We start from the raw sequence: 21258 nt of genomic DNA on the forward strand, positions 1-21258 counted from the left end.
GCCTCGGGAACCGGGAGCTTCAGGGTCATCGGGACTGAGAGGGCGAAGTTGTTCGAGATGCTCGACTCATCGACGAGGTTTTCGGGGTCGACCTGGACGACGAGCCGGCCGATGCCGTCGCCGAGCGGGATGTTAAACGGGAGCTTGCCGGGGAGTTTGAGCGTCTGGTTGACGGTCTGCGAGGCACCGGCGGCCAGGCCGTTTTCCAGGAGGGCGTCGCCGAGGACCAGGGCGTTGTTCAGCTCGCCGTTTGGCCCGGCAAGCAGGAAGCGGAGATGGAGCGGGCCGGCAGAGGCAGGCCCCTGGTTCGTGACGGTTGCGGCGACCTGGAAGGTTCCCCCCCAGGTCAAGGTCGCGCCGGGGGTCAAGAGGGTCGAGGCGGCGAGATCGGGGCGGGCGAGGTTGGGGTCGACCGGGTCGGCGTCGGAGGCGGGGGTGATGGTCAGCACCTCCCAGTCGATCCCTCGTCCCTGGGGGGCCTGGGGAGCGAAGACCGGGTGGACGTCGTAACCCGCATCGGCAACGACCCGAGCGATGAAACCGCCAGCCTCGGGGAAGTCCTTGGGAGGGCCATCGGGCAGGCGGACGTAGCCGGAAACCTTTGCGCTGGAATAGGGTTGCAGCTCCCGGACCTCCAGATCACCCACCAGGGTCACATCCTGGCCGGTTCCGGCGGGGATGTTCGGCGGGGTCAGGACGACCCGGGCGACCGAGGCCGGGGCCCGTCCCGGGTGGGTGTTCTCGATCCGAGCGGTGACCTGGACCAGCTCGCCCCAGTTGGGCGAAGGGTTCTCGAACTCGACCGAGCGGACCTCCAGGTGGGCCGACGCCTGGGGGACGATTCGGACCACGGCGGAGTCGATGTTCAGACCGCGATCGACATTGTTGGCCTGATTGACCTCGGCCACGGCGTTGCCGGCGTCCACGACCAGACCGATATGAACGGCGTCGTCGCTGCTCATGCCGGGCACGGCGACCGGAGGCAGGTCGAGCGTCTCCTGGAATTCGACCTCGTCGCCCGCCTTCACGCCGTCGAACTCGACCGAGCCGATCCGAACCGCGCCGGTCGAGCGATCGGGAGCGGCCGAGACATAAACATCAACCTTGAAGGGAGATGCGGCATCGACGTTCCCCTCGTTGCGAAGGGTGCCGCTGATGTTGATCGACTCTCCCCAGTCTCCGGTCGAATCGGAGCGGAAGGAGACGGCGACGAGGTCGGGGCCTCGGGCTCCGGCCAGGGCGGACCCGAAATTTGCAGCCAGGAGTTGGCGGCCTTCCAGCGGTTCGAACCGCAGGATGCTCGGGCCTCGCGAGCCGCTGCGTCGCCCCTTGGCGTCTCGACGGTCGTGCGTCGCCATGGTCGTCTCCTCCGTGAGTCTCGGCCGGATCGTCATCCGTGTTGATCCGAGCCACCCCCGCGACATCCTTTGTTCGACTTGCCGCGTGGCAAGTCAGGCGGGTCAGGCTCGGACCAGATCAGGCCAGATCGGTACGGTATCGAGCCCGTCGCGGAAGGTCAAGTGGTGACCGCCGCCACAATCGACACAACCGGCCTCACTTGATTTGCCGCCGATTGGGGCAGCACGCGCTGCCGTGGGCGGTTGCAATTAGACACCCGGCGGTGGGCCCTCGTCGATCGTCCAGTCCCGGACCGATCGTTTGCGGCGGAGCGCCTCATCCACCTGGGCACCGAACGCCCGGCGGCGGCGGTCACCATCGGAGGCGGAGGCGGGCTTGGCTCCTTCAATCCGTCGAGCCACGGAGTTTTGCTTCCGGCGCTTCTTGTTCGAGGCCATGAGGGTGCTCCCCGTCTGGTTCCGAGGCTGCCCGAACACCTGTCCGAAGATTGAGACAGATGTCCGGTGATCCAGGTTCGCAGCAAGGGTTTTCAAACCGACGATGGAGCAGAACGGTCGTCGCCTCGGGGGGAAGAACGTGATCGTGCCGAACCGGAATCAAGCCTTGCGGCGCCGGGTGCGGCTTTTCAGGCCCTGGCTGAGCGGAACGCTGGGGTCGGGTTCGGGAGCGGGTGCGGCAGGAGGGGCAATCGACGCGGCGGCCGGAGGTTTCGGGGAGGGCTTCGACGGAGACGATTGGGGGGATGACGTCAGCGTGGCGAGGAGATTGCGGGCAAGCGCGGCGATGGCAGCGGGGGAGCGGTCGTCGCCGAGGGGAACGTAGGCGGTCTTGCTGTCGGCGATCCGAACGGTCGAGGGGGGATGGCGTTTGGCCAGGGCGTCGATCCGCTTCGGGTTGCGGTAGGTAAGGACGAGGAAGGCGTCCTCGACATGGAGGCGGGAGATCATCCAGTGCTCGGAGAGGATGCGCAGCTCGGCCTCGGCGAGCAGGTGTTCGGCGGGCTTCGGGAGCGGGCCGAAGCGGTCGATGAGTTCCTGCTGGAAATCGGCCAGGCGTTCGAGGCTGCGGAGGCGGCCAACGCGGCGGTAGAGTTCGACCTTGAGCTTGTGCGAGGGGACGTAATCGGCCGGCAGATAGGCACGCCAGGACAGTTCGATCGAGCAGTCGTAGCGGGGACGTTCCCCCTTGCCGGTCAGGGAGCGGACGGCCCCTTCAAGCAAGGAGCAATAGAGTTCGTAGCCGACGGCCTCGATGTGGCCGGACTGCTCGGCGCCGAGGATGTTGCCGGCCCCCCGGATCTCGAGGTCGCGCAGCGCGATCTTGAAGCCGGCGCCGAGGTCGGTGAACTCCTCGATCGCCTTGAGGCGTCGGACGGCGTTGGGAGTGACGGCCTTCGATTCTTCGAGGATCATGTAGGCATAGGCACGATGCTTGAAGCGGCCGACGCGACCGCGAAGCTGGTGCAGGTCGGCCAGGCCGTAGCGGTCGGCCTCGTGGATGAAGATGGTGTTGGCGTTGGGGATGTCGAGGCCGGACTCGATGATGGTGGTGGCGACGAGGATGTCGGCCTCGTGGCGGACGAAGGTCATCATGGCCTTTTCGAGCTGATCGCCGGTCATCTGGCCGTGGCCGATGATGATCCGGGCGTCGGGCACAAGCTGCTGGATGCGGTCGGCGACGGATTGGATATCGTAGACCTTGTTGTGGACGAAGTAGATCTGGCCGTCGCGGTTCAGTTCACGCTGGATGGCCTGGCGGATCATCTGGTCGTCCCATCGGGTGATCCGCGTCTCGATGGCCTTGCGGTCGGGGGGAGGGGTTTCGAGGTTCGAGATGTCCCGGATGCCGAGCAGGGCCATGTGCAGGGTCCGGGGGATGGGAGTGGCCGAGAGGGTGAGGATGTCGACGGTGGCGCGGAGGGACTTGAGCCACTCCTTGTCCTCGACGCCGAAACGCTGCTCCTCGTCGATGACGATCAAACCCAGATCCTTGAACGCGACATCTTTCTGCACGAGTCGATGGGTGCCGATGAGGATATCGACCTGGCCGGCGGCGGTGTCCTTGAGGACTGCTTTGATCTCGGATTTGGGGCGGAAGCGGTTGACAACCTCGATGCGGAAGGGGAACTCGGCCATCCGCTTCGAGAACGAGCGGTGGTGCTGCTCGGCCAGGACAGTGGTGGGGACGAGGACGGCGACCTGTTTGCCGGCGTCGGCGGCCTTGAAGGCGGCGCGCATGGCGACCTCGGTCTTGCCGTAGCCGACGTCGCCGCAGATGAGGCGGTCCATCGGCCGGGGCTGGGCCATGTCGCGCTTGATGGCTTCGATGGCGGAAAGCTGGTCGGGGGTCTCCTGATAGGGGAAGGCGGCCTCGAACTCGGTGAGCCAGTGGGAGTCGTCCTCGGGATAGGCGATGCCAGGCTTGTGGGCGCGCTCGGCCTGCAGGTCGATGAGGTCCTGCGCGAGATCGACGACGGCCTCGGCCACGCGCTTCTTGCGCTTCTCCCACGAGGTGGTGCCGATCTTCGAGAGCGGAGGGTCGATCTTGCCGCCGCCGACGTACTTCTGGACGAGGTCGATCTTGGCAATCGGGATATAAAGGCGCGTGCCTTCGGCGAATTCGAGGACGAGCTGTTCCTCGGCATAGCCGCCGTTATCGCGTTCCTTGTCGACGAGTTGCAAGCCGCGATAGCGGGCGATCCCGTGGTTCAGGTGGACGACGAGGTCCCCTTCGTTCAAATCGAGGAAGCTGTCGATCGCCCGGCTCTCGTAGCGGCGACGGCCGGTGCCGCGGCGGACCTCGGTGCGGTCGAACAGCTCATGATCGCCGATGACGAGCAATTCGGCGTCGATGAGATGGAAGCCGGATCGGACGCGGCCGATGGTCAGTTCGAGTCGGGATTCTCGGACGAGGGACGTGTCGGCGAAGACCTCACTCAGGCGTTCGACCTCGGCGGCGTTGTGGCAGGCGATGAGGACGCGATGCCCACCGGAGGCGGTTTCCAGCTCGGCCTTGACCTTTGAGAGTTCTCCCGAGAAGCGTTCGACGCTCTCGACCCGCAGACGACAGGTGGTTTCGAGGCTGGCGGAGGCGACGGCCGAGAGGGCGATGGAGGGGCGTTCGGTGAGGCGCTTGAAGGTGCCGTTGACAGTGAACAGGCCGCGGCGGTTCTCGACCCGGCCGAGGTAGTGCCCCCCCTGCTCTTTCAGGTCGTCGGGCTCGACGAGGGCGACCCAGGAGCCTTCGGGGAGGTAATCGGCCAGGTGGCCGAGGGCGTCGGGGGAGTGATCGGCCGCGGCGACGGGGGCGGTCAGCGAGACGGCATCGAGCGTGCCGAGCGATCGCTGGGACTCGGGGTCGAAGGGGCGGATCGACTCGACGTCGTCGCCGAAGAACTCGACGCGGACCGGCTCGGCCCGGTCGGGGGAGAAGACGTCGAGGATGCCGCCGCGCAGGCTGAACTCGCCGGCGACCTCGACCACCTCGACGCGGGTCATCCCCCGCTCGACGAACCAGCCAATCAGGTCCTCCACCGGGATGGTCTCGCCCACCCGGAGGGTGCGGGAAGCCCGTGCGAGGGCCTCGGGGGTCGGGACCGGCTGCATCAAGGCCTGGAACGAGGCGGCGAGGATGCGCGGGGGGTCGTCGAGCAATTGCCGGGCGATCCGGAGGCGCCTGGCGAGCGTTTCATCACCGGGATTGGCCTGGCTCGGCGGCTTCTCCCAGGCGGGCAGCACGGCGACGGGGAGGCTGGAGAAGGTGCTCAGGTCGTCAGCAAAGTCGTCCACATCGCCGACGTGGGGGATGGCGACGAGCAGCGTCTTGGGGGTGTGCCAGCTCAACGCGGCGGCGGCGAGCGGAGCGGCCGAGCCCCAGGCGCCGTCGATCGTGGCCCCGCGGTTGTTCTTGAGGGCGGCGAGGACCTCGGGGAAGCCGTCGGCGGTCTGGATGAGGCGCGTCAGATCGGTGAGGGCTCGGGGATCGGCGAGCGATCGGGCGGTGGAGGCGTCGGGCATCGTTCCCTCGATGATCGGCGAGGAGGACCGCCCGGGGTCGGGCCGGGAGCAAAGGAAGTGGGGTTATTGTAGGGAGAAGGTTGGATTTCGCCCATGCGGATTGAATGACGAATGGGAGGGACTCACGCAGAGACACAGAGACGCGGAGAAGACGCGAGGGAAAGAAGACGGTGAGCCTCGATGGTTCACGCAATGTTCTGGGATTCGCCAGGAAACATCTGGTCTGGTTTTGAGCCGGGCGATTGGGTGGCTCCTGAACACTCCTCTTCCTCGCTCCCTCTCTCATGCCGAAATGCCTGGATCACCGCTCATTGCCCGTGTGGCCGGGGCAAAGCACAGCGTGCCCCGGGAGCGGAGGCCGCCGGACCCGGGGCACGCTGTGCTTTGCCCCGGCCACACGCAAAGGCAACTCTTCCAGGCAATTCCGTATCACTCCTCTTCTCTGCGTCTCTGCGCGAGGTCTTATTGAGGCAATCGCGACAGGAAGACGCTCAGTCAATCAATGGTGGAGCCCTCCTCACCGACCAGGCGGAGGCCCACCGGCAAGGCGTCGCCGAGGGCGACCCCCTGGGCACGGGAGCGGAGTTCGTGGAATTCGCGGACGGGTGCCACGGTTTCCTCGTCATCGGCGCCGAGGGAGGAGAGGCGGGCGAGGACCTGGGAGCGGAAGGGGTCGTCGAGGTCTCGGGCGCGGTCGCGGGAGACGCGGGCGATCTGGGAGAGTGCGAAGATCAGGTCGTCGCGCTCGCGGTCGGAAGAGGGGTCGACGGCGAGGAGGGAGGACGCCCAGCGTTCGGCGACGTCTTTCGAGACGGCGGTGTTGGCCGGGCCGTAGAGGGGCATCCGGGCGCCGAGGCGGCCGAGGGACCAGAGGGCGGATCGGGGGGCATGGGGGCGGCCGACGACCTTGGCGAGGACGTCGCCGAGGCCGACCTTGAGGGAGGGTTCGAGCCGTTCGAGGGCGGCGGCGCAGCGCCACATCTCGGCGATCTCGTGGGATTCGGGCTTCGGGCGGTTGAGCTTCTTGGAGGCGGGGCCGGCCCCCCCCTTGCCGGGGAGGAGGAAGGGGGCGAGGCGTCGGTAGATCTCGTCGTGGTGGGCGCGGTTGAGGCCGGCGGCGACGCGTCGCCAGAGAACCCACCACTCGACCCAGCATTGCACGTCCTTCGCGTGGGTGACCCCCTGGTGGAAGGTCGGCCAGAGGGCCTTGATGCGGACCGGGTCGAGCGGGTAGCCGGTGCCGGGGCGGAGGCAGTAGCCGGCGAGGTTCAGCCAACGCTGCTCGTGGCGGGGGGAGCGTTTGCGGTCGGCGGCATGGTCGCGGAGCGGTTCCCAGAGGGCGCGGAGGGCCGAGGGGGGCCAGTCGTCCCGGGAGAGGTCGAGCACCTCCTCCAGGCGTTTGACGAGGCGGGCGGCGCCGTGCTCGGCCTGGGGATCGGGGGTCTCGAAGGCGAGGCGGACGGCGGAGACGGCGGCATCGACGAGGGATTGTTCGAGGATGTCCTGTTCCGTGTCGGTGTCGAGGTCCGCGGCGGGGGCGTTGCCGGAGGCGGCGGGGTTGCGGAACTGGATCTGGAGCTTCCAGCGGCGGTCGTCGGTGCGGGACTGGCACCAGAGTTCGAGGGTGCCGATCTCGGTGACGAGCGCGGCCAGGCTGACGGGCACGCGCTCGCTCTTGGCCTTGCGGCCGACCCGCATCACGCTGGCGAGCGGGGGGAGGTCGAGGATCGAATTCGGGTCGCCGGGCACGAGGTCGCCGGGCTTGTCCTGCGGCCGGACGGAGCTGCTGGCCAGGGGGAACAGGACGGGGCGATCGACGAGGAGTTCGAAGTTGCGGTCCTCGATGTGGAATTCGTCCCCTTCCTGGGCGTCTCGGGGGACGGTGCAGAGCCAGGAAGGGGCAGCCCCGTCGTCCTGCGCCTGGAGGCCGATGTAGAAGGATCGGGCCGTGCCGCCGCCGATCCGGATGCCGCCGCCGCGACGGACGACCCCGTAATAGGCCGCCCCCTGAGCAACCGCCAGGTCGAGCGAGTCGTTCGAGAGGACGCGGGGGGCATAGGCCCCGTCCGGCTCGTCCGGGAACCAGGAGGTGACGACCGAGACGATCCGATCGCGGACGACCTGGGGGGTCAAGGCGCCGCCGTTGAACAGGATGGCGTCGGGCCGGGCGGGGCGGGAGTCGGCGTCCGGCAGGTGGCCTTCGGGCAGGATCGCCTCGCCCCGGTGGCGACGGAGGAAGGCGGCCAGGTGCTTCGGAATGGCCGGGTCGCTGACGTAAGGGAGGCCGAACTCCTGGAAGCCGGCGCGGGCGGAGCGGTCGGGCTCGGTCGTGCGATCGACGCTCGGGAAGAAGCCGTCGATGGCGACCGATCGGACCTCGTCGCGCAACAGCTCCGACTTCAGGCTGCCGCCGATGACCCGGGAGCCTCGGCCGGGGATGGTGACGGGGACGCGGTCGGGGCCTCCGGAGGAGAGGAGCTGCTCCTTGGCCGACCGGCAGGAATAGCGCAAGGCGCTCCATTGCTCGGCGTCGAGGCGGGGGCCGCCGAGCTTCCCCTCGACGAGGTGGGCCAGGGCCAGGTCGATGTTGTCGCCCCCCAGGAGCAGGTGATCGCCGACCGCCACGCGGCGGAAGCCTGGGCCGGTGGGGGTCTCGTTGACGGTGATCAGGCTGAAGTCGGTCGTGCCGCCGCCGATGTCGAAGACGAGGATCAGCTCGCCCGCCTTCACCTGCTTCTGCCAGCCGGATTGATGGGTGACGATCCAGCAGTAGAAGGCGGCTTGCGGTTCTTCAAGCAAGGTCAGATGGGCCAGGCCGGCTCGCTTGGCGGCCTCAACGGTCAGCTCTCGGGCGGCCTCGTCGAAGGAGGCGGGAACGGTAAGGACGATCTCCTGCGCTTCGAGCTTTAAGGCGTCGTCGCCGCGGGCGATCTTGTGGTTCCAGGCGTCTCGGATGTGGGCGAGCAGGGCGGCGGAGGCATCGACGGGAGAGAGGCGGGGGACGTCTTCGGGGCTTCCCCAGGGGAGGATGGCGGCCTCGCGATCGACCCCGGCGTGGCAGAGCCAGCTCTTGGCGCTGGCGACGAGGCGGGCGGGGACGCGGGCTCCCTGGGATCGGGCGAACTCGCCGACGATTCGAGAGGCCCCTTCATCCCAGGGCAAGACCGAGGCACCGGGGGGCAACTCAGGCCCGGCAGGGAGGTAGAGGAATGAGGGGAGCATCGGCCTCGGGCTCGTTTCGCCCGGAGCGACGAGTTGGGGTACCGGGAACGGTTGGATCGCGGCCGAGGGCCGGGCTTTCCCCTTGGTGTCGACAAACGCGACGGCGCAATTGGTGGTTCCAAGATCAATGCCAACGATGTATCGCGAGCGAGCCATACGACAGGACCATCCAAATCAGCAACGAAAGAAAGCGTGTCAAGGAAACGGAGCGAGCACGAATCGACCTTTGTTGAGACTCAAGCGGTTGACGTACCGGATCGCGGACTGTGTTCGCGGAGGTCTCCCGGGATATTCTACTCCGATTGTCACGACGATGACCCCCGAGTCTGAATCGAGGGATCGATCGGCGAGCATCAGGGCACGCAGGGGCGTCAGGACTCCTGATTCGAGCGTTGAGCCAGCAAGAGGGTCCGAGTACAGTGAGAATCGCCTCCGAATCGCACCGAAGGAGCCCGTCACGATGCCCCATCCGTTCTTGCCGGCCATTCTGGCCCTCGCCGCGAATCTCACCTTCTTGCCAATCGACGCGACCGCCACGGTTCCTCGATCGGAGGAGGATGGCTGGCGCATTCTGTTCGACGGCTCCTCCACCGAAGGCTGGCGCAACGGTGACGGATCGCCGTACGATGATCCCATCGACGATGGAACGCTCCAGGTCTTCCAGAACGGTGGAGCGTTCGTGTACCACGAAGATGTCTTTGAGGATTTCATCCTCCGGTGCGAGGTGAAGCAAGAGACCGAGCGGACCAATTCGGGCGTGTTCGTACGCCTGGTCGATCCGAAGACGCATCATGGTCCCCCGTCTCGGAACCCGAGAACGGGGTTTGAGTGCCAGGTCGGTCCGGGAGGGACCGGCATTCACAGCTTCGGGGCGATTTACGACCTGGTTCCGGCGGCCTCGAATGTGGCTCGACCGGCCGGCGAATGGAACGAGATCGAGATCCGGTGCCAGGGGCCGATTGTCACCGTCTCCGTCAACGGAACCCAGACCGCGACTCTGAACACCGAGGAATGGCCCGAGCCCACCCGCCGCCCGGACGGCTCGCGGCACAAATTTCTCACCGCGATCAAGGACCACCCTCGCGTCGGCCACATTGCGTTTCAAGACCACGGCGCCCGGGCCTGGTACCGCAACGTTCGGATCAAGGAACTGAAGGCCGATTGAGACGGAGCCGATCGCTCCCGCTGCCTCAGCCCCAAGGTCTCTCGACCGAACCCTTGGAAATCCCGGAAGGGAGTTCGGCACCCATGAGCGAGACGGACACCCCCATTCCCCCCAACGAGACCGATCCCCGGTTCCCGTCGGGCCCCTGGGTCGGCTTTTTCCTGCAAAAGGAACTCCCCGGCCGTCACGGAATGGAACTGCATCTGACGTTTCGCCAGGGGGTTCTCTCCGGAGAAGGCCGCGACCGGGTCGGCATGTTCCTGGTCCGAGGACGCTACAACCTGGACGACGGCTCTTGCCACTGGGTCAAAACGTACGTCGGCCGCCACGACGTTTTCTATGCGGGATTCAACGAAGGCAAGGGAATCTGGGGCACCTGGGAAATTGCACCTCGCTGGAAAGGCGGCTTCTACATCTGGCCCGAAGGGATGCCCGATCCCACGCAGCAGCGTCTCAAGGCCGAGGCCGACGTCCCCGCGCCGAGCAATCCGGTCGGAGTTCCCGAGGAGGAACCGATCCCGGCCGGGGCAGGCATGGACTGACCGGCAAGGCGGGAGAGGTTCGCCCCCCCCTTTCAAAGCCCCTGCTTGCGGAGGTTGTAAGGCAAGACCTTCAGGCCGAGCGTCCTTCGAAGCGGAGTGAGCGCCGATCGCAAGGCGGTGATGGGGGGTTCGGTGGCGTCGTCGTTCTCGATCGTGTAGACGTGGTCTCCTTTGCCGAACGGAAGCGATTCGATCAACGCGACGGTTCGGGTGCGTTCCTCAGCCTCGGTGGAGGGATCGAGAGAGCCCGGCCAGACCACCAGGCTGACGGCCAGGTGAGCGGCTCGGGCCTCGGCGATGAGACGCTTGAGGTCGTCTCGGGGAGTGATAGGCCAGGCGGAGTTCGGATCCGATCCGAAGGCCAGGCCGAAGGTCACGCGACGCAGGCCGAGCGCCTGATAGCGGGACCAGGCCGAGGCGTCGGGCAAGGGGCCATCGGACGCCCCCAGCACGGCATGAATGCCCTCGCGATGCGGCCGATCGACGGGAAGCTCCAAGCGCCGAGGAGGGGCGGGAGCCTCGGCCAGGGGGAAGGCTTCGCCAGCGATTCGAAGGTACGATTCGACCAGATCGGGGGAACGACAGAGCACGTCGGGACCTGCCAGGAACAGGTTGCGAGAGGGAATGATCCCCTTCCCCAGCAGATGGGTCACATTCCGGCAATGCTCGGCAAAGGCTTCGGGGGACCGCACTTCGACCGCCGCTCCTGAGCCTGGAGCGACGGTCGCCTGAAGGACAAGAGCATCCTGGCTGTCGGGGGGAAGAACCGGAAGGGGGCCGTAGGTCCTGGCGAAGGCTCGGCGGTGATCATCCCAGCGAGCGGCATCCCAGCGGCTGATGCGGGACAGCAGTTCCCGGAGTTGATCGGGAGCAATGGATCGAGCGGGAGCGGGAGGAGGGATCAGAGTCACGTCTCCCGAGTCGAGCCGGGCGATCAGGCCGAGGGCCATCTGGCGAATCGAGGCGTCGAGCGCGGCGGCTTCGGCCGGGTCGAGGGTACGACGATTGAGGAGCATCTGATGGTTGACCCTCGGCCGATCGATGGCCTGGGTCGAACCGTCGAGCCGTCGAAGAAGGTGACTGGGATGGACGTAACAGCGGAGCCAGCGGCCTTCGAGGTCGAAGTGGTAACTTGGCTCGTTTCCGAAATAGAGTGAAATGGCGCCGTGTTTAACGCCGAAAAAAATCAAATCGCCGTGATTCGGCTGGAGCCCCACGCGCTCGGGATAAAGGGCACCGGAACGAAGCAGGGCCTGGGCCTCGGTTTCGGCCTGCGACATGGCAAAGGGGCTCCCCGGCCTCGGGGCCGGTCGAGAAACTTTCGGAAAATCGGGCTCAACAGGAACGAGCCGATCGATTATAGAAAATTCTGCGACGAGCCCGAGGGGTCCGGAATTGCTCTGGACTCCGTTCGGGATCGGGCGGCCGGGGTTGTCCACCCCGAGCAAGGATGCGAGCGCCGCCCCGCATCGCAGCGACCCCCAGGGAGGGAACCGTTGGACGCTCCCGCAACGACTGCCAAAGCCTCCCAGGACGGTCGAGGACGACCCCCCTGGCGAGAGGCTGTGCTCATCGGTCTGCTGGCCTTGACCCTGAACCTCGCCGGCAATGGCCGCGCGAGCCTTTGGGACCGCGACGAGCCGCGGTACGCCGGGTGTACGCGGGAAATGCGCCAAAGTGGCGACCTGATCCACCCGACGTTCAACGCCGAACCGCGCTACCATAAGCCGGTTCTGATCTACTGGCTGATGCTCGGTGGAACTGCAATCGGGGGAGACAACCCGTTCGGAGCCCGGCTCGCCTCGTCGCTGGCGGGGACGGCCAGTTGTCTCTTGATCTGGGGGTTCGGTCGTCGATTGTTCGGACCGGCGCAGGGGCGATGGGCGGCCCTGGCGCTGGCGACCGCGCCGATCATGGTGGCCGAGTCGAAGCTGGCGACGACCGATGCGGCGTTGTTGCTCTGGCTGATCGGCGCTCAGTGGTCGGTCTGGGAACTCAGTCAGCGATCGAGCCGGTGGTTGACGGCGGCCTTCTGGGCGTGCCTGGCGCTGGCGGTCCTGACGAAGGGCCCGGCGGGTCCGGTGATCCTTGCCTCGGCCGGGATCATGACCTGGTGGTGGGGAGGGCCGACGGCCGGATATCGACGCTTGCTTGGGCCGATCTGGCCCGATGCAACGGGTCTGGATGAGGGCCTGCGATTTCGGGAAGCCATCGCCAGGGGGGGCCTGGCCGGGCTGGTGGCGGTGCCTGCCACAATGCTCGCACTGACGGCCCGGGTCACAAGCCGCTGGTTCGTGAGAAACTGGGGATTCCTCCTATTCCTGGCGATTGCGGCTCCCTGGTATGTCGCCATTGGGATCATCAGTGAGGGCTCCTATTACAGCGTGGCCTGGGGCTACCACGTCTTGAAGCGGGCGACCGAGGCCATCGAGACTCACGGCGGCTTCCCGGGCTATTACGTGGTCCTCTCCTTACCGTTGCTTTACCCGTGGTCGGCCTTGCTGCCGGCCGGACTGGTGGGCCTCTGGCGACAGCGGAAACAGATGCCCGCGGCGGGGTTTGTGCTGGGGTGGATCATCGGGCCGCTGCTCCTGCTCGAAATCATGCGGACGAAGATTATTCATTACTATCTGCCGGCCTATCCGGCCTGTGCTCTGGCGGTGGGGTGGCTGATCGTTGCCCTGTCGCGATCGGAGTTGAACCTAAGGCGCTGGACGCTCGGCAGCACGTCGCTGGGACTGCTGGCCGGGGTCGGCATCGCCCTGAGTGTCGGCGGACTGGCCGGAGCGGTGGCCCTGCCGGGGGCATTGCGATGGCCTTGCCTGGCGGCGGCGGTGGTGATCGGCCTGGGCACGGTCTACGCGGTGGATCGCCTGCGCAACGGGGCGACCGAGCGGGCCGCGGCGAGCCTGGTCGGATCGTGGGCAGCCGTCTTGCTCATCGTCGGCGCCTGGTTCTTGCCGTCGGTCGAGCCGTACCGCTTGCCTCAGAAGGTGGCGAAGGCGCTCGATCGGATCGAGCGAACCGAGGGGGCGGTGCCGGTCCTGGCGTCGTTCAAACCGCCGGGAATCATCTACTCGATCGGCTATCCGATTCCCGAGTTGCTCGGCCGGGTGGATGCCGACAACTATGCCCGGCGCACGGGGGCGCTCGTCTCGGCCTTGATGCCCCTGGAACTGGAAATGCTCCGGAATCACCCCCGCCTGGAGGTCGAGGAACGCGGCACAGTGGCGGGGTTCAACGTCGAGCGGTTCCGGAACGAGGAGCTGAAGGTGGTAGTCATCCGGCCGAAGCCGGGGACGACCTCACCCGACGGAGGCCCGGTGCCGACCGTCGCCCGGGGGCGAGAGACCCTGGAGTCGCTCCGCATAAAGTGATCGGAGCTGATCGACCATCGTTTCCTTTCGAAACTGATCGGCGAACCGGCGACGGCCCTCACGCCCGAGGGCTGCTCGCCGGTCGGCGTTTCCGGCCAGTTCGAGGATTGCCGAGGCGAGCCGAGCGCGGTCGAGAAACGGGACGAGAATCCCCGTTTCCGGAATCACGACCTCCCTTGCCCCGTCCACGTCGTAGCTGATCGCCGGTCGCCCCACGATCAGGCCTTGCGGCAGGACTCTCGCCAACCCTTCCCGGTAGCTCGGGTGCAGGACGGCATCGCAGGCGTTGAGCAACTCCGGGATGCGATCGGGCGGAACAAGGCCGGTGAAGTGGATCGCGTGGCGGATGCCGAGCCGGTCGGCCTCGGCTTCGAGCCGGTCGCGGAGGATTCCGCTGCCGATCCAGACGAATCGGACGTTCGGATTCTGCCGAAGGACCTGAGGGGCGATGTCGAGAATATCCTCGTGCCCCTTGCGCTCGAACAATCGGGCGACGGTGGCGAAGGCGACCTCGTGATCGGCCAGGCCAAGCTCGCGGCGAACGGCCTCGCGGGGTCTGGGCGGATTGAGGAACGGCTCGACCTCCATGCCGCTGTAGACCGTCTCGAATTGCTCAGGCACCCCGACCCCGGCGGCGAGGGCCTGTTCGGTCATGGCGTCGCAAACGCTGACAATCGCGTGGCACCGCTTTGCCGCCCAGCGCTCCAGGCCGACGTAAAGCCGATTGCGCCAGGGTTTCTCCGACGGCCCGAAGGGCAAGCCGTGGATCGTGTGCACGACGAGCGGCACCTTCTCGTCCCAGGCGGCGGCGCGGCCGACGATCCCGGCCTTCGAGCTATGGGTGTGGACGACCTCGGGATTGAGCCTTCGAATGGCCTGGCGGAGCTTCTGATAGGCTTTCCAGTCGGTTCCGGGTCGGATGGCGCGGACCAACTCCGGCATCAGCTCGACCTTCAGCCCCTGACGCTCGGCGCGGTCGAACAGGTCCCCCTCGGGGCCTTCGGCGGGGCCGGTAATGAGGGTCACGTCATCGCCGAAGCGATGGTGCAACCCCTCGACGGTCAAGAGGGTGTTCTCCTGAGCGCCTCCGAGAATCAATCGCGTGATGACGTGAACAATGCGCATGGAGCCGAGGCGTCAGGGCCTCTCCTCGGTCGAAGGGGGGCGTTCGCCCTCGTAACGGACGTAGAGCAGGAACAGGCCCTGCGGCGGAGCGGTCGGTCCGGCATCGCGGCGGGCCTGGGCGGCGAGGGCGTCGGCGGCGAAGGTTTCTGCGCGTCGGCCGCTGCCGATCAGGACGAGCGTGCCGGTGATCGCCCGGACCATATTGTACAGGAAGCCGTCGGCCTCGACCTCGACATGCACCAGGTGATCGTGACGCGAGACGGCAATGTCGAAGATGGTGCGGATGCTCGTCTGGCGGTTCGGCCACTCGGTCTCGAAGCTGCGGAAGTCGTGCGTCCCCTTCAGCGCCTGGGCGGCCCGGTGCATCCGAGGGACATCGAGCGGGTAGCCGACGTGCCAGCAATAGTGCCGCTGGAACGGGTCGGGGATCCGGGAATTGTCGATCACGTAGCGATAGCGTTTGCTCGTCGCGCTGAGGGTGGCGTGGAAGTCGAGCGGGACATCCTCGGCTTCGAGGATCCGGATCGATCGCGGGAGCTTGGCATTGATGGCGCGGACGAGCACCTCTGGGGGCAAGGTCGTCTCGGATTCGAACGTCGCCACCTGCCCGATCGCGTGCACCCCGGCATCGGTTCGGCCGCTGGCGAGGGTCGTCGGGCGATCACCGAGGATCTGCTCAATCGCTGATTCGAGTTCCCCCTGAACCGTCGGCCGCCCCGGCTGGCGCTGCCAGCCGTGGTATCCGGCACCGTCATAGCAGAGGGTGAGCTTGATGTTCCGCATCGTCACGGCTGGGGGAAGGTGCGCGAATGGTCGCCGCAGAATGGTTGTCAATCTACTGGAACAAGGTGGTTCACCAACTCGTCCCTTCCTGATCACTCATGCTCATCTTCCAAAATCGCGCGAATATCTCGTGCCGCGTGCAGGATGCGGATGACCTCAATACCGCCCTCGATGGTCAGGTAGAAGATGAGGTAGTTGCGGAAGCGGTTCACCCGGCTGCAGCGGAGCCCGGCAAGGCGCGGGTTCTCAACCTCGTAAGGGGTTCCGATGCCGGGCGAGGCGGCCAGAGCGGCGAACGTGGCTTCGGCGGCCATGCGGAACCGATAGGCAGCATCGGGATTCCGTTCCCCAATGTAAGCGTAACAGGCAGCCAGGTCGAAGCGAGCGACAGGCCGCTTGAGGACGATCCCCTCGTTCATCGGGCGCGTTTCGCCTTGCGCTCCGCGATGAGCCGCTGCCCTTCTCGCTCGACTTCATCCCAATCATCGGAAGTCATCGGCGTGGCAGGCCCCGAATCCAAGCCCTGGATGAGCAATGATTCGACTCGACTTCGCTCACTGGCCTGCTCCGCCTCGCGTTGCCTGAGCAGATCAAGGGCCTGATCCACAACGTCATCCTCGGACGCATATTTGCCACTTTGCAGCTGGGAACGAATAAACGGCTCCCAGCGTTCCGAGACGTGTATCTTCATGAGAAGCGGCCTCCAATCTCGCCAAGACTACCACTCCCCTTCTCTTTTGCCAAGCAGTGCCAACTGATGCACGCTTGCTTGTCTCGCAGCTTCAGCTTCAGCGCCGAGGGCCGCCCCGGCTGGCGCTGCCAGCCGTGGTATCCGGCACCGTCATAGCAGAGGGTGAGCTTGATCTTCCGCATCGTCACGGCTGGGGGAAGGCGTGCGAATGGTCGCGGAGGAATCGTTGGGCCTCCTCGACGATGGCCCGATCAGACCGCGCCTGCACCGTGCGCCAGTGCTCCCCCTCGGCAGATTGGCGATCCTCGTCGAGCGAGACGAACGGAAGGAGTGGATCGCAATCGGACCAGTGCTTACCGGCGATCTGGCGAAGACTCCAGGCGGCAAGGGCGGGAGAGGTCATCCTGTCGAGGACCTGCATCGACCGCCAGCAACCGACGCCAATGAGGGCCTGTTTTCGACTGGGACATTCCAGACCCAGCGTCCTGAGACCGCGTTCGAAGATGGGACGAACCTCCCAAATCAAAGGGTTCTTCAGGCCGACGAGGACGCAGAATTCGTCGCACCAGAGCCATTGGTCCAAAGCATGCTCGGCGACGGCAACCATCTCCTCCCCGCTCAGGTCGTTGAGCACGAGGCGACAGCGGGCCGCGTCGAGGTCGAGCGGGTGGGAGGTCATGCCGATCGTCCGTCCGAAAGGCGGTCAGGAATTGACGGGGGAGAGCTTCACCAGTTCCTCGGCGATCTGCACCGCGTTAGTGGCCGCGCCTTTGCGGAGGTTGTCGCTGACGCACCAGAACAAGAGGGCGTTGGCGCGGCCCGGGTCCTGGCGAATGCGGCCGACGAAGACGTCGTCGTGGCCTTCGGCGTCGGCGGCGAGGGGATACTGGTTGTGCTCGGGGTTGTCGAGCACGGTGACGCCGGGGGCCTTCGCCCAGAGGGATCGGGCATCGTCGGGAGAAAGCGGGCGGTCGAACTCGACGAGGACCGACTCGCTGTGCGAGTACGGCACGGGGACACGGACGCAGGTGGGGACAACCTCGATCGAGTCGTCTCCCATGATCTTGCGCGTCTCGTCGATCATCTTCCGCTCCTCCTTGGTGTAGCCGTCGGGGAGGAAGACATCGATATGAGGCAGGCAGTTGCCAGCGATCGGGTGAGCGAACTTCGACGGTGCGGGCCAGTCACGCTTGTGGACGAGGGCTTCGAGCTGTTCTTCCAGCTCGACGAGGCCGCTCTGACCGGCTCCGGAGACGGATTGATAGGTGCTGACGACCACGCGACGGATGGTCGCGGCATCGTGCAGGGGCTTCAGCGCGACGACCATCTGGATGGTCGAGCAGTTGGGGTTGGCGATGATCCCCTTGTGCTTCGGGATGTCGTGCGCGTTGACCTCGGGGACGACGAGGGGAACGTCGGGGTCCATCCGGAAGGCGCTGGAGTTATCGACCACGACGGCCCCGGCCGCGGCGGCGATGGGGCTCCACTGGCGGGAGACGGAACCGGGAACGCTCGACAGAACGATGTCGATGCCGCGAAAGGCGTCCTCACGGATCGGCTCGACGGGGAGGTCCTGCCCTCGGAACCGGGCGGTTCGGTTGGCTCCGGCCGAGCGTTCGGAGGCGAGGCAGGTGAGCGATTGGACCGGAAACGCGCGTTCCTCCAGCAATCGAATCATGCGTTCTCCGACGGCCCCGGTGGCCCCGACCACAGCAACGCGCTTCACGACAAATCGCTCCTCTCTGAAGATGACATCGAGCGCCGATCGGCCCTCAGGCCGGGCGCAACTCAAGTTGATGAATTCTAGCGGATCGACGGATGCGAAACCACGTCTCCAACGATCACAAGGCTGGGGGACCACCGGGATCGTCAATCGGTTGGAAAAAAAGATGGCGGCGCGAATTTGATCGTCGCTGAGTAGAATGATCTGCTTCAAGCCAAGAAAACAGGATGAGCCGGCCCCACGCCGGGCCGATCCGGAGAGCAGCAGGGAGTCGATCCGTGAACGTTCTGGTCATTGGCAAGGGTGGTCGTGAGCACGCCCTTTGCTGGAAGCTCGGCCAATCCCCCCGCGTGAACACCGTGTATTGCGCTCCGGGGAACGCCGGCACCGCTCGCGACGCCGAGAACGTGGCGATCGATCCCAAGGACACCCGAGAGCTGATCCGGTTCGCCAAGAGTCGAGACATTGGCCTGACGATCGTGGGTCCCGAGGAGCCCCTGGTCAACGGCCTGGTCGATGCCTTCCAGCGCGAGGGGTTGCGAATTTTCGGCCCTCGCAAGGACGCGGCGGAGCTGGAAGGGAGCAAGATCTTCGCCAAGGAACTGATGCGGCAGGCCGGGATTCCGACGGCCGAGTTCCGCGTCTTCCGATCGGCTCCCGACGCCGAGCAGTACATCCTGTCTCGGGAAGTCGCCTTGACCTTGCGGCCGAAGGGGAAATCTCCTGTCCGAGGGACGCAACATTGCCGAACCGCGGCCGAGGCAATCGAGGCGATCGAGGCGATTCTTGACCCTCGCCAGGTGATCGTCCCCGGATCGGCCGAGGTCGAGTTCGACGAGCGCGGCAAGCGCCGGGGGTTCAAGACGATCGAGGAGGCCCGGCGCTACGTCCTGACCCGTCCGATCGGCCTGGTCGTGAAGGCCGATGGCCTGGCGGCGGGCAAGGGGGTCTACGTCTGCCGGAATCTGGGAGAGGCGCTTGAGGCGATCGACGAGATCATGGTCCGGCATTCCTACGGAAGGGCCGGCGACCGGGTCCTGATTGAGGAACGGCTCGATGGCGTCGAGGCGAGTGTCCTTGCCCTGACCGACGGGCGGACGATCATTCCGCTCGAATCGAGCCAGGACCACAAACGGGCCTTCGACGGCGACGAGGGGCCGAACACAGGGGGCATGGGAGCCTACTCCCCTGCCCCGATCGTCACACCGGAGCTGATGGTCGAGGTCGAGCGCGAGATTCTCGTGCCGATCGTTCATGCCATGAAACGGTCGCGCAGGGCGTTCCGAGGGGTCCTGTACGCAGGACTGATGCTCACGCAACAAGGGCCGAAGGTCCTGGAATTCAATGTCCGCTTCGGCGACCCGGAAATTCAGGCGGTCCTCATGCGGCTGCGATCGGACCTGCTGGAGGCGCTCGACGCGGTTGTAGAGGAGCGGCTCGACACCGTCGAGCTGGACTGGGACCCCAGGCCGGCGATCACCGTGGTCATGGCCTCCGAAGGCTATCCGGGCAACTACGACCGCGGCCGGCCGATCAACGGTCTGGACGAGGCCGACCGGGTGGAAGGAGTGAAGGTCTTCCATGCCGGAACGACCCTGCGAAACGAGCCGCAGGGGCCCCGAACCGTGACCGACGGCGGCCGGGTCTTGAACGTCACGGCGATTGGGGACAGCATCGCCGAGGCCCGCGAACGCGCCTACCAGGCCGCCGCCGCCATCCGGTTCACAGGTGGCTGGTATCGTCACGATATCGCCGACCGGGCCTTGAAGGTCGAACCCCCGCCGACGACCGACGGAACCGCCGACCAGGCCTGATGCCTGGCCCCGTTAGAATCGCTGCTCATTGAGTCACCTGGGGGGAACTCCAGATCGCGGCGCGAAGCTGCCGATCTGGCATTTCCTTGCGCCTCGGAGCGGAATTCCCCTCCTTCGCGCCTGCCATTCTTGCAGTACCGCGAGCAAACCCATCAAGCAACCGCTGGGCGGCACGCCCGAAAAGCATTTCCGCAACTTGAATCAAGAAAAGCAGTTGCGTCCTCTCAGCCCTGTCTGTTCGACACGTGATCGAGCGTGCGGCACATGATATGCTCTACGATTTTTCCATCAGTGATCGTCGAACTGTTTTGCGATCATGAGGAGGGAGAGTCGTGCATGAATGGCTTACAGTGGCAAGGCCCCGGCCCGTGGGACCCATTCCGGGAAATTCGCCGGGAGGTGGGACGGATTCTCGGGAATATCGAGTCGCTTGGGGTTCGGTTCGCGCGACCGTTTCCGGCCATCAATCTGTATGACGCGGGGGAGCAGTACTACATCACCGCCGAGCTGCCAGGGATCGATCCGCAGGAGATTGACCTGACGATCACCGGCGAGACCTTGACGCTGCGGGGAGAACGACGACGACCTGAGGGGGCGTCGGACGAATGTTTCCGACGCCAGGAACGGCCGTTCGGCCGCTTCGGCCGATCGGTCACGCTGCCCGAGCGGGTCGATTCCGCGGCGGCCTCGGCGCACTTTGCACACGGCGTGCTGACGGTCACCCTTCCCAAGGATGCCGAGGCCCGTCCTCGACAGATCACCGTCGCCACTCCCGGCTGATCGAGCGGTGGTCTGGCGGTTGTTCCTCGTTCCTGCTCGCTTCCGGAGGCTTGTTCATGTCGACCCCACAGCGCCCGATTCCGGTGCCCATCGGCCGCCCGCAGGGGGACGCGGCTTCCCCTGAGGCATCGGCCCCTGCGACCGAGTCTTCGGCGGCTCGGCCGACGGCCGCTCCGGCGTTTGTCCAGACCCCGTTGATCGACATTTTCGAGGAGCCGGACGGCCTGGTCCTGCTGGCCGATCTTCCCGGGGCGATCGAGGACTCGGTGGCGATTGAGCTGGAAGACAATCTGCTGACACTCCGGGCCGAGACCCGGCGGACGGTGCCCGAGTCGGCCTCGGCGTTGCTCGAGGAATTCCCGTTCGGGTGCTACCAGCGAACCTTTATTCTGAGCGATGAAGTGGATCGCTCGCGCATTTCAGCCGAATTGAAACACGGTGTCTTGCGAATTTCGTTGCCGAAGGCCGAACGTGCCAAGCCGCGTCGGATCGAGATCAAGGGGCTCGATGGGAATGGCCCAGCTTCTTGATTTCGCGTATCTTCCAGGCAACGGCCGGGGTCGCCGGCTTGATCGGCTCGGCCCGCGCGGGCATGATAAGCCCCTCGTGGCCCCGTCGCATATGGTAGAGTCATGCTAAAGGACTCTCCTCCCGTCCATCG

Annotated in this window: 17 protein-coding genes; 6 read left to right on the forward strand and 11 right to left on the reverse strand. The window is 66.1% G+C overall.

The features are described 5' to 3' along the window. The 4 genes from GA615_RS19175 to GA615_RS19190 form a co-directional block, all read right to left on the reverse strand. The coding region (locus GA615_RS19175) for a CARDB domain-containing protein (RefSeq protein WP_161602426.1) at positions 1-1358 on the reverse strand (1358 nt) is incomplete at its 3' end. A 249-nt stretch (positions 1359-1607) separates the two neighbouring features. Then, complete coding sequence (locus tag GA615_RS19180; protein WP_152052941.1) at positions 1608-1796, reverse strand: hypothetical protein; 189 nt, start codon at positions 1794-1796, stop codon at positions 1608-1610. Positions 1797-1955: 159 nt separating this feature from the next. Then, a complete protein-coding gene (gene mfd / locus GA615_RS19185) occupies positions 1956-5375 on the reverse strand; it encodes a transcription-repair coupling factor (protein ID WP_152052942.1) in 3420 nt (1139 codons plus the stop codon). 495 nt (positions 5376-5870) lie between these two features. After that, entirely contained in the window at positions 5871-8753 is a 2883-nt protein-coding gene (locus tag GA615_RS19190; RefSeq protein ID WP_152052943.1) for an Hsp70 family protein, read from the reverse strand. A gap of 304 nt (positions 8754-9057) precedes the next feature. Here GA615_RS19190 and GA615_RS19195 point away from each other — a divergent pair, with 304 nt between their 5' ends. Together GA615_RS19195 and GA615_RS19200 are read left to right on the forward strand one after the other, a co-directional pair. Continuing rightward, complete coding sequence (locus GA615_RS19195; protein ID WP_161602427.1) at positions 9058-9762, forward strand: 3-keto-disaccharide hydrolase; 705 nt, start codon at positions 9058-9060, stop codon at positions 9760-9762. 83 nt (positions 9763-9845) lie between these two features. Further along, entirely contained in the window at positions 9846-10304 is a 459-nt protein-coding gene (locus tag GA615_RS19200; protein ID WP_152052945.1) for a hypothetical protein, read from the forward strand. 32 nt (positions 10305-10336) lie between these two features. On the opposite strand, the gene GA615_RS19205 is transcribed toward GA615_RS19200, so the two are convergent. Then, complete coding sequence (locus GA615_RS19205) at positions 10337-11584, reverse strand: hypothetical protein (RefSeq protein ID WP_152052946.1); 1248 nt, start codon at positions 11582-11584, stop codon at positions 10337-10339. A 216-nt stretch (positions 11585-11800) separates the two neighbouring features. Here GA615_RS19205 and GA615_RS19210 point away from each other — a divergent pair, with 216 nt between their 5' ends. After that, positions 11801-13681 carry an ArnT family glycosyltransferase gene (locus GA615_RS19210; protein WP_235905560.1) on the forward strand — a complete coding sequence of 627 codons (1881 nt, stop codon included), beginning with the start codon at positions 11801-11803 and terminating at the stop codon, positions 13679-13681. Here the strand turns inward: GA615_RS19210 and GA615_RS19215 are convergent. The 6 genes from GA615_RS19215 to GA615_RS19240 all read right to left on the reverse strand — a co-directional run bounded on the left by GA615_RS19215 (position 13610) and on the right by GA615_RS19240 (position 18006). After that, positions 13610-14806, reverse strand: a complete 1197-nt coding sequence (locus GA615_RS19215) for a glycosyltransferase family 4 protein (protein WP_152052947.1) — start codon at positions 14804-14806, stop codon at positions 13610-13612. The two genes, GA615_RS19210 and GA615_RS19215, sit on opposite strands and share 72 nt — an antisense overlap. A 12-nt stretch (positions 14807-14818) precedes the next feature. Beyond that, positions 14819-15589: a tRNA pseudouridine(38-40) synthase TruA gene (truA, locus tag GA615_RS19220; RefSeq protein ID WP_152052948.1), complete on the reverse strand. Its 771-nt coding sequence runs from the start codon at positions 15587-15589 to the stop codon at positions 14819-14821. A gap of 92 nt (positions 15590-15681) precedes the next feature. After that, positions 15682-16008: a type II toxin-antitoxin system RelE/ParE family toxin gene (locus GA615_RS19225; RefSeq protein ID WP_152052949.1), complete on the reverse strand. Its 327-nt coding sequence runs from the start codon at positions 16006-16008 to the stop codon at positions 15682-15684. Further along, entirely contained in the window at positions 16005-16280 is a 276-nt protein-coding gene (locus GA615_RS19230) for a type II toxin-antitoxin system ParD family antitoxin (protein ID WP_152052950.1), read from the reverse strand. The genes GA615_RS19225 and GA615_RS19230 overlap by 4 nt, the downstream gene beginning before the upstream one ends. Positions 16281-16464: 184 nt before the next feature. After that, positions 16465-16959 (reverse strand): hypothetical protein, encoded by a 495-nt coding sequence (locus tag GA615_RS19235; RefSeq protein ID WP_152052951.1) that lies wholly within the window; start codon positions 16957-16959, stop codon positions 16465-16467. Positions 16960-16983: 24 nt separating this feature from the next. Continuing rightward, on the reverse strand, positions 16984-18006 hold the full coding sequence (locus GA615_RS19240) for an aspartate-semialdehyde dehydrogenase (RefSeq protein WP_152052952.1): 1023 nt from the start codon (positions 18004-18006) through the stop codon (positions 16984-16986). Positions 18007-18281: 275 nt separating this feature from the next. Here GA615_RS19240 and purD point away from each other — a divergent pair, with 275 nt between their 5' ends. From purD to GA615_RS19255, 3 genes are all read left to right on the forward strand, one after another. Then, positions 18282-19817 (forward strand): phosphoribosylamine--glycine ligase, encoded by a 1536-nt coding sequence (purD, locus tag GA615_RS19245; RefSeq protein WP_152052953.1) that lies wholly within the window; start codon positions 18282-18284, stop codon positions 19815-19817. Between the two features lie 336 nt (positions 19818-20153). Further along, positions 20154-20597 (forward strand): Hsp20/alpha crystallin family protein, encoded by a 444-nt coding sequence (locus tag GA615_RS19250; RefSeq protein WP_152052954.1) that lies wholly within the window; start codon positions 20154-20156, stop codon positions 20595-20597. A 56-nt stretch (positions 20598-20653) separates the two neighbouring features. Continuing rightward, positions 20654-21127, forward strand: a complete 474-nt coding sequence (locus GA615_RS19255) for an Hsp20/alpha crystallin family protein (RefSeq protein ID WP_152052955.1) — start codon at positions 20654-20656, stop codon at positions 21125-21127. The last annotated feature ends 131 nt before the right edge of the window (positions 21128-21258 follow it).

The organism is Tautonia marina (assembly GCF_009177065.1).
GTDB lineage: Bacteria > Planctomycetota > Planctomycetia > Isosphaerales > Isosphaeraceae > Tautonia > Tautonia marina.

What these genes read in the sequence shown, in the direction of transcription:
- GA615_RS19180 (WP_152052941.1), bottom strand. Translation starts at nt 1,796, where the DNA reads ATGGCCTCGAACAAGAAGCGCCGGAAGCAAAACTCCGTGGCTCGACGG.
- GA615_RS19195 (WP_161602427.1), top strand. Translation starts at nt 9,058, where the DNA reads ATGCCCCATCCGTTCTTGCCGGCCATTCTGGCCCTCGCCGCGAATCTC.
- GA615_RS19255 (WP_152052955.1), top strand. Translation starts at nt 20,654, where the DNA reads ATGTCGACCCCACAGCGCCCGATTCCGGTGCCCATCGGCCGCCCGCAG.
- GA615_RS19225 (WP_152052949.1), bottom strand. Translation starts at nt 16,008, where the DNA reads ATGAACGAGGGGATCGTCCTCAAGCGGCCTGTCGCTCGCTTCGACCTG.
- GA615_RS19190 (WP_152052943.1), bottom strand. Translation starts at nt 8,753, where the DNA reads ATGGCTCGCTCGCGATACATCGTTGGCATTGATCTTGGAACCACCAAT.
- GA615_RS19205 (WP_152052946.1), bottom strand. Translation starts at nt 11,584, where the DNA reads ATGTCGCAGGCCGAAACCGAGGCCCAGGCCCTGCTTCGTTCCGGTGCC.
- GA615_RS19250 (WP_152052954.1), top strand. Translation starts at nt 20,154, where the DNA reads ATGAATGGCTTACAGTGGCAAGGCCCCGGCCCGTGGGACCCATTCCGG.
- mfd (WP_152052942.1), bottom strand. Translation starts at nt 5,375, where the DNA reads ATGCCCGACGCCTCCACCGCCCGATCGCTCGCCGATCCCCGAGCCCTC.
- GA615_RS19215 (WP_152052947.1), bottom strand. Translation starts at nt 14,806, where the DNA reads ATGCGCATTGTTCACGTCATCACGCGATTGATTCTCGGAGGCGCTCAG.
- GA615_RS19230 (WP_152052950.1), bottom strand. Translation starts at nt 16,280, where the DNA reads ATGAAGATACACGTCTCGGAACGCTGGGAGCCGTTTATTCGTTCCCAG.
- GA615_RS19200 (WP_152052945.1), top strand. Translation starts at nt 9,846, where the DNA reads ATGAGCGAGACGGACACCCCCATTCCCCCCAACGAGACCGATCCCCGG.
- truA (WP_152052948.1), bottom strand. Translation starts at nt 15,589, where the DNA reads ATGCGGAACATCAAGCTCACCCTCTGCTATGACGGTGCCGGATACCAC.
- GA615_RS19235 (WP_152052951.1), bottom strand. Translation starts at nt 16,959, where the DNA reads ATGACCTCCCACCCGCTCGACCTCGACGCGGCCCGCTGTCGCCTCGTG.